Genomic DNA, 7,588 nt, shown 5'->3' on the forward strand with positions numbered 1-7,588 from the left:
GCCCGGCGGCCCGGCCCCGGGCGCCGGCGGGCGGGCCGCTCCCGGGTGCTGCCGGCGGCCCTCCTCGCCTGGGCGGCCCTGGTCGGCACCGGGTCGGCCGGAGCGGGCGCGGCCTACGCCGCGCCGGCCGGCCTGCGCTACGTCGGGAGCGAGAGCCTGGCGCCGGGCGTGGAGTACCGGGAGTTCGCGCTCACCGGCTCGCACGGCCCGGTGTACGGGCACCTGCTCACCGTCGACCTGCGGGAGCCGCGGGCGGAGGTGGGCCTGGTGTACCCGGGCACGGTCGGGGCGCGCGCCGCGGTCTCCGCGCTGGCCGACGCCGGCGGCGCGGTCGGCGCGGTGAACGGCGACTTCTTCAACATCTCCGAGACCCAGCACCCCGGGGTCGCGGCCACGGGCGCGCCGGTGGGCCCGGCGGTCGCCGACGGCCGGTGGCTGAAGGCGGCGGTGCCCGACGGCCAGCGCTTCGGCCCGCCCGGCCCGCCCGGCACCGGCACGCGGGACGTCATCGGCGTGGGGACGGACCGTACGGCCCGGATCGGCAGCCTGACGCTGCGCGGCACGGTGCACACCAAGGACGGCGCGCTGCCGCTGCGCGGGTTCAACCAGTACGCGGTGGCCGAGAACGGCATCGGGGCGTTCACCCCGGTGTGGGGCGCGGCGTCGCGGGTGCGGGCCACCTGCGGCTCGGACGCCGACCGGGCGGCGCCGTGCACCTCCGACACCTACGAGGTGACGGTGACGCGCGGCCGGGTGGCGAAGACGGCGGCCGTGCCGGGCGGCGGGCCGATCGCGGCGGACTCGGTGGTGCTGGTCGGCCGCGAGGCGGGCGCGGGGGCGCTGCGGGCGCTGCGCGTGGGCGACCCGGTGACCGTGGACAGCCGTCCGCAGAGCACGAGCCGGGTGCCGTTCGCCTTCGCGGTCGGCGGCTTCCCGATCGTCCGGGACGACGAGCCGCTGGACGGCCTGGACTCGGCCGCCGCGGCGGTGCGCACGGCGGCGGGCATCGGCGACGGCGGGCGCCGCCTCTACCTGCTGGCGCTCGACGGCGACGTGGACTACCGCCCGGGGCTGACGGTGGCCGAACTCGCGGACACCATGCTCGACCTGGGCGCCGACGACGCCTTCAACCTGGACGGCGGCGGCTCCACGACGCTGGTCACCCGCGAGGCGGGCAGCGGACGGTCCACCGTGCGCAACCACCCGTCGGGCGGCGCGGAGCGCCCGGTGGCCAACGGCATCGGGGTGTTCGCCGGACCCCGGCCGCAGCTCTGACCGGCCGCAGCACTGGCTGCNCCGGACCCCGGCCGCAGCTCTGACCGGCCGCAGCACTGGCTGCGGTAGCCCTGACCTGCCGCGGCACCAGCCGACCGCGGCGCGGCCCGCGCCGCCGCTTCCCGGGGTGCGGGCCGCGCCGGTCAGGGCTGCACGCTGCTGACCACGTCCGCGGTCGCGGAGAGCCCCTCGGAGATCGTCGGGGCGACGCTGCTTCCGGCCAGGCAGAAGCCCAGCAGGACGCACGCCAGCGCGTGGGAGAACCGCAGGCCGCCGCTGCGTACGAAGAAGGCCGTCAGGACGAGCAGCAGTAGGACCGCGGAGATCGAAATGGCCATGGCGAGCCTCCTGCGAACCGCTCGGACGGGCCGGGACGGGCGCCAGTCTCGCCTACGAAGACCCCGCGGGCCGCACAAAAGGGCTGCTCCGTCCGGGTGGATCGTCCGGCCGGACCGGGGCCGGGTCGTGCGCCGGGTCGTCATGGCGTCCACCCGCGCCTACCGCATTCGGACGATTCGCCCGACGGCCACGGCAGGAGCGCGAACGTCCGGTGCGCCCCCGGTGCGCCCCGCGCGCCGCCGTAGCGCGGCTCGCGAAACGTCCACTGTTCGTTCACCAGTTCGATGCTCGTTCATGCAACCGTAACGAACGGCGCACCACCAGCTCAGCGACCGCGAACGCGCCGTTACGGCAGTCGTGCGCCCGGTGCGCCGGGGGGCGCGCGACCCGTCGCCTACCAACCGGTCGGCGCACCGACGGGCCGGCCGACCCGGCCGACCCGACACAAAGTGCACACTTATGTCAGGCTGGACGCGCCCCTTGAGGCCAGTGCCACTGGCACGTGAGAGTGGGCACGGCTTCCGGCCCGCACGTCGGCGGGCCGGTGACCCGAGCCCGGACCGGAGAGGGTGACGGCAGTGCCCGAGGAGAAGGCGATCACCGAGAAGGAGCTGGAAGCCCGGCTCCACGGCATATGTTTCAAAAACGGACCACCTCGACATATAGGTGTCGAAGTCGAATGGCTCGTGCACCACCAGCAGGACCCCACCCGCCCCGTCGGCGAGGACCGGCTCCACGCCGCCGCCGACGCCCTGCGCGGACTACCGCTCCACTCCGCGCTCACCTTCGAACCCGGCGGCCAGGTCGAGCTCAGCTCCCGGCCCGCCGACTCCCTCACCGCCTGCGTGGAATCCGTCGCCGCCGATCTCGCGCTCGTCCGCGGCCGTCTCGCCTCGCTGGGCCTCACCCTCGCCGGACACGGGCACGAACCCGTGCTGCCGCCGCGCCGGATCCTCGCGACACCCCGCTACGACTCCATGGAGACGTACTTCGGCCGCCGCGGCCCGGCCGGGCGGTCCATGATGTGCAGCACCGCCTCCGTGCAGGTGTGTCTCGACGCCGGGTACGACGAGCCGGGGCCGTTGGGCCTGGGCCGCCGCTGGCAGCTCGCCCACCTGCTGGGCGCGGTGCTCACCGCGGCCTTCGCCAACTCGCCCTTCAGCGGCGGCCGCCCGACCGGCTACCGCTCCACCCGGCAGGCGGTGTGGGCGGCGATCGACCCGGGCCGCGTCGGCGCGCCGTCCGGCGGCGACCCGCGCACCGCCTGGGCCGCGTACGTGCTGGACGCACCCGTGATGGCCATCCGGGACGCCGCCGGGCCCTGGCGGGTGCCGGACGGCCTGACCTTCCGCGCGTGGGCCCGTTCGGGCGAGCCCCGGCCGCCGACGCACGACGACCTCGACTACCACCTCTCCACCCTCTTCCCCCCGGTGCGCCCCCGCGGCCACCTGGAGCTGCGCATGATCGACGCGCAGCCGGGAGAGGACGGCTGGGTGGTGCCCCTGGCGGTCACGGCGGCGCTGTTCGACGACCCCGAGGCGGCGGAGACCGTCTACCGCGTGGTCAAGCCGCTCGCCGAGACGGCGGGCTCCGAGCCCGCACCGTGCAACCCGCTGTGGCGGGCCGCCGCGCGCGACGGCCTGGCCGACCCCGAACTGCACGCGGCCGCCGTCGCCTGCTTCGCCGCCGCCCGGGAGGCACTGCCGCGGATCGGCGCGCCGGCCGCGGTCGCGGACGCCGTCGCCGCGTTCTGCGACCGGTACGTGGACCGGGGCCGATGTCCGGCCGACGACCTGCTCGACTCCGCCCTCGGGAAGGACGCCCTGTCATGACCGCTCCCGACCGCGCCCCCCTCGCCGGCCCGCCCGGCCCCGACCTCGACCCCGAGGCCCTCCGGCGGCGCGCCGCGCAGACCCTGCTGGCCGCGCGCGACCGCACCCACGGCCTCACGTCCTGCGTGGACGACCACGACCTGACCGCCCAGCACTCCCCGCTGATGTCGCCCCTGGTGTGGGACCTTGCGCACATCGGCAACCAGGAGGAGCAGTGGCTGCTGCGCGCCGTCGGCGGCCAGGACGCGCTGCGGCCCGAGATCGACTCGGTGTACGACGCGTTCGAGCACCCGCGCGCCGAGCGCCCCGCGCTGCCCCTGCTGCCGCCCGCCGAGGCCCGCGGCTACGTGGCCGACGTGCGCGGCCGGGTGCTGGAGGTGCTGGAGCGGGTGCCGCTGGACGGCCGGCGGCTGGTGGCCGCCGGGTTCGCCTTCGGCATGGTCGCGCAGCACGAGCAGCAGCACGACGAGACGATGCTGATCACCCACCAGCTGCGCCGCGGCCCGGCCGCGCTGACCGCACCCGAGCCCCCGGACACCTCCGACGGCCCGCTGCCGCCCGAGGTGCTGGTGCCGGGCGGCCCGTTCACCATGGGCACCTCCACCGAGCCGTGGGCGCTGGACAACGAACGGCCCGCCCACCGGCGCGAGGTCGCCGCCTTCCACATCGACACCACGCCGGTCAGCAACGGCGCGTACGCGCGCTTCGTCGAGGACGGCGGCTACCGGGACCCGCGCTGGTGGGCCCCGGCCGGCTGGGACCACGTGCGCGAGCACGGCCTGTACGCGCCGCTGTTCTGGCGGCGCGACGGCGCGGGCGGCTGGGTGCGCCGTCGCTTCGGGGTGACCGAGGAGGTGCCGGCGCACGAGCCGGTGCTGCACGTGAGCTGGTACGAGGCCGACGCCTACGCCCGGTGGACCGGCCGACGCCTGCCCACCGAGGCCGAGTGGGAGAAGGCCGCCCGGTACGACCCGGCCACCGGCCTCTCCCGCCGCTACCCGTGGGGCGACGCCGACCCGGCGCCCGAGCACGCCAACCTCGGCCAGCGGCACCTGCGGCCCGCGCGGGTGGGCAGCTACCCGCGCGGCGCGTCGGCGCTGGGCGTACGGCAGCTCATCGGCGACGTGTGGGAGTGGACCGCGAGCGACTTCCTGCCCTACCCCGGATTCGCCGCCTTCCCCTACCGCGAGTACTCGGACGTCTTCTTCGGCGACGCGTACAAGGTCCTGCGCGGCGGGTCCTTCGCCGTCGACCCGGTCGCCTGCCGGGGCACCTTCCGCAACTGGGACCTGCCCGTCCGCCGCCAGATCTTCTCCGGCTTCCGCACCGCCCGCGACGCCGCCCCGGGGGCCGCGTGAGGGCGCCGTACGCCCCGCCGGCGCGGCGGGCGAACGCGGGCGGGAGGCGCCGCTGATGTGCCGTCACCTCGCCTACCTGGGGCCCGCGGCGGCCCTCCGCGACGTGGTCGTCGCGCCGCCGCACGGCCTGTACCGGCAGTCGTGGGCGCCGCGCCGCCAGGCCCACGGCACGGTCAACGCCGACGGCTTCGGCGTCGGCTGGTACGCGCCGGGCGACCCGGTGCCCGCCCGCTACCGCCGCGCCGGGCCCATCTGGGCCGACGCCTCCTTCGCCGACCTGGCCCGGGTGGTGCGCACCGAGGCGCTGCTGGCGGCCGTACGGGACGCCACCGAGCCGGGCGCCGACGGCGAGGCGGCCGCCGCGCCGTTCGCCTGCGAGCGGTGGCTGTTCAGCCACAACGGCGCGGTCCGCGGCTGGCCGCACTCCCTGGCCCCGCTCGCCGCCGACCTGCCGCCCGCCGACCTGCTGCGCCTGGAGGCCCGGTGCGACGCCGCCCTGGTGTGGGCGCTGGTCCACCACCGGCTGCGCGCCGGGCAGCCCATGCCCGACGCGCTCGCCGGCACCGTCGCGGCGGTGGCCGCCGCCGCGCCCGGCTCCCGGCTCAACCTGCTGCTCACCGACGGCGTGTCGGTCGCCGCGACCGCCTGGGGCGACACACTCTGGTACCGCGCGGGGCCCGGCCCCGCCGTGGTCGTCGCCTCCGAGCCGTACGACGACACGCCGCACTGGAGGCAGGTCCCCGACCGGACCCTGCTCACCGCCACCCGCACCGACGTCACGACGACCCCGCTCAAGGAGCCGCCCCCGTGAGCCCCTTCACCCTCACCCGCACCCTGCCCGCCGACGCCACCGCCGCCGCGCTGCGCGCCGACGTGGCCGAGGGGCTGACCGCGACCCCCAAGCGGCTGCCGCCCAAGTGGTTCTACGACGCGCGGGGCAGCGAGCTGTTCGAGCGGATCACCGAGCTGCCCGAGTACTACCCCACCCGCGCGGAGCGGGAGATCCTGGCCGACCGGGCCGCGGAGATCGCCGCCGCCACCGGCGCCCGCACGCTGGTCGAACTGGGGTCGGGCTCCTCCGAGAAGACCCGCCACCTGCTGCGCGCCCTGACCGGCCTGCGGTGCTACCTCCCCGTGGACGTCAGCGAGAGCGCCCTGGCGCAGGCGGGCGAGGCGCTGCTCGCCGACCACCCGGACCTGTCGGTGCGGGCGCTGGTCGCCGACTTCCAGGCCGGTTTCGCACTGCCCGGCGACGTGCCGGGCCCGCGGCTGCTGGCCTTCCTCGGCGGCACGGTCGGCAACCTGCTGCCCGCCGAGCGGGCCGCCTTCTTCGCGACGGCCTCGGGCCTGCTCGCACCCGGCGACGCCCTGCTGCTGGGCACCGACCTGGTCAAGGACGAGGCCACGCTGGTCGCGGCGTACGACGACGCGCAGGGCGTCACGGCCGAGTTCAACAAGAACGTGCTGCACGTCATCAACCGCGAACTCGGCGGCGACCTCGACCCGGCGGCCTTCGACCACGTGGCGCTGTGGGACGCGGACCACGAATGGATCGAGATGCGGCTGCGGGCCCGCACGGACCTCACCGCGAAGATCACCGCCCTGGACCTCGTGGTCCCCTTCGCAGCCGGCGAGGAGATGCGCACGGAGATCTCCGCGAAGTTCCGGAAGGAAAGGGTCCAGAGCGAGCTGGCCGCGGCCGGCCTGCACACGCGCGGGTGGTGGACCGACCGGGCCGGCCGCTTCGCGCTCTCTTTGTCCGTACGGGCCTGACACCGCCGTACGGCACGGACGGCGCGCCGTCCGGCGGCCGCGGCGGAGCGCGCAACGGCCCGCCGCGGCCGCCCCCTTGAAGTGGCGCGATCCGCACCCATAGTCTTTGCGAGCGCGATCGCTCATCTTTACGGCCGCAGTCGAAGGAGCCGTCCATGTCCGTCCGCGGGCGCCACCGCCGCTACAAGCCGAACCGGATCTCCCGGGCCTCTCTCAGCGTCACGGCGGGCGGCGCGGGCATAGCCCTGCCGATCATCGGAGCCACCGGCGCGCACGCCGCCACCGAGGCGACGTGGAACAAGGTGGCCGCGTGCGAGAGCACCAGCTCCTGGGACATCAACACGGGCAACGGCTACTACGGCGGGCTGCAGTTCACGCAGAGCACCTGGCAGGCGTACGGGGGCACGGCCTACGCGCCGCGCGCCGACCTGGCCACCAAGCGCGAGCAGATCGCCGTCGCCGAGCGGGTGCTCAACCAGCAGGGGCCGGGCGCGTGGCCGGTGTGCTCGCAGCGGGCGGGCCTGGCGCGCGGCGGGCCGGCTCCGCAGAGCCTGCCGGGCACCTCCGCCCACGGGCACGTCACCCGTACGCAAGCGCACACACAGCACACCACGCACCACACGGCCCCCCGCACCCGGCACACCGAGCAGAAGCCGGCGGCCGCCCGGAAGCAGGAGCCGCCCACCCCGACCAGCCTGCCGCACCGGTCCACCACGCCCGGCGGCTACGTCGTCGTCGGCGGCGACTCGCTGTCCCGCATCGCCGACCGCGAGGAGGTCCAGGGCGGCTGGCCGGCGCTGTACCAGGCCAACCAGCGGACGATCGGCGACGACCCGGACCTGATCTACCCCGGCCAGCGACTGGCCGTCCCCGGCTCGGGCGGCGCGGCCACGCGGCCGTCGACCGCCCCGGGCCACCGGGCGGACGGCTCCGGCCCGGCGCAGCGGCCCGCCGCGCGGCCCCAGCAGGGCCCCAGGACCGGCAAGCCGGAGCCGCGGGCGCCGCGCTCCG

Annotated in this window: 7 protein-coding genes; 6 read left to right on the forward strand and 1 reads right to left on the reverse strand. The window is 76.6% G+C overall.

Annotated features, from left to right (window positions below):
* The first annotated feature begins 132 nt into the window (after nt 1-132).
* Nucleotides 133-1,275 (forward strand): phosphodiester glycosidase family protein, encoded by a 1,143-nt coding sequence (locus RKE29_RS26150; protein ID WP_312008119.1) that lies wholly within the window; start codon nt 133-135, stop codon nt 1,273-1,275.
* 143 nt (nt 1,276-1,418) lie between these two features.
* Here the strand turns inward: RKE29_RS26150 and RKE29_RS26155 are convergent, their stop codons facing one another.
* Nucleotides 1,419-1,613, reverse strand: a complete 195-nt coding sequence (locus RKE29_RS26155) for a hypothetical protein (RefSeq protein ID WP_312008112.1) — start codon at nt 1,611-1,613, stop codon at nt 1,419-1,421.
* Nucleotides 1,614-2,192: 579 nt separating this feature from the next.
* On the opposite strand from RKE29_RS26155, the gene egtA reads away from it, so the two are divergent.
* The 5 genes from egtA to RKE29_RS26180 all read left to right on the forward strand — a co-directional run.
* Nucleotides 2,193-3,446, forward strand: coding sequence for an ergothioneine biosynthesis glutamate--cysteine ligase EgtA (egtA, locus tag RKE29_RS26160; protein WP_312008113.1), 1,254 nt, complete (start codon nt 2,193-2,195; stop codon nt 3,444-3,446).
* Complete coding sequence (egtB, locus tag RKE29_RS26165) at nt 3,443-4,804, forward strand: ergothioneine biosynthesis protein EgtB (protein WP_312008114.1); 1,362 nt, start codon at nt 3,443-3,445, stop codon at nt 4,802-4,804. Before egtA ends, egtB begins: the two co-directional genes overlap by 4 nt.
* Nucleotides 4,805-4,859: 55 nt before the next feature.
* Entirely contained in the window at nt 4,860-5,615 is a 756-nt protein-coding gene (gene egtC, locus RKE29_RS26170) for an ergothioneine biosynthesis protein EgtC (RefSeq protein WP_312008115.1), read from the forward strand.
* Nucleotides 5,612-6,577 (forward strand): L-histidine N(alpha)-methyltransferase, encoded by a 966-nt coding sequence (gene egtD / locus RKE29_RS26175; protein ID WP_312008117.1) that lies wholly within the window; start codon nt 5,612-5,614, stop codon nt 6,575-6,577. The genes egtC and egtD overlap by 4 nt, the downstream gene beginning before the upstream one ends.
* 155 nt (nt 6,578-6,732) lie before the next feature.
* Nucleotides 6,733-7,588 (forward strand): transglycosylase family protein (locus RKE29_RS26180; protein WP_312008118.1); only part of this gene is annotated, 856 nt, incomplete at its 3' end.

Origin of the sequence: Streptomyces sp. B1866, assembly GCF_031932565.1 — a bacterium.
In the GTDB taxonomy this organism is placed as follows: Bacteria; Actinomycetota; Actinomycetes; order Streptomycetales; family Streptomycetaceae; genus Streptomyces.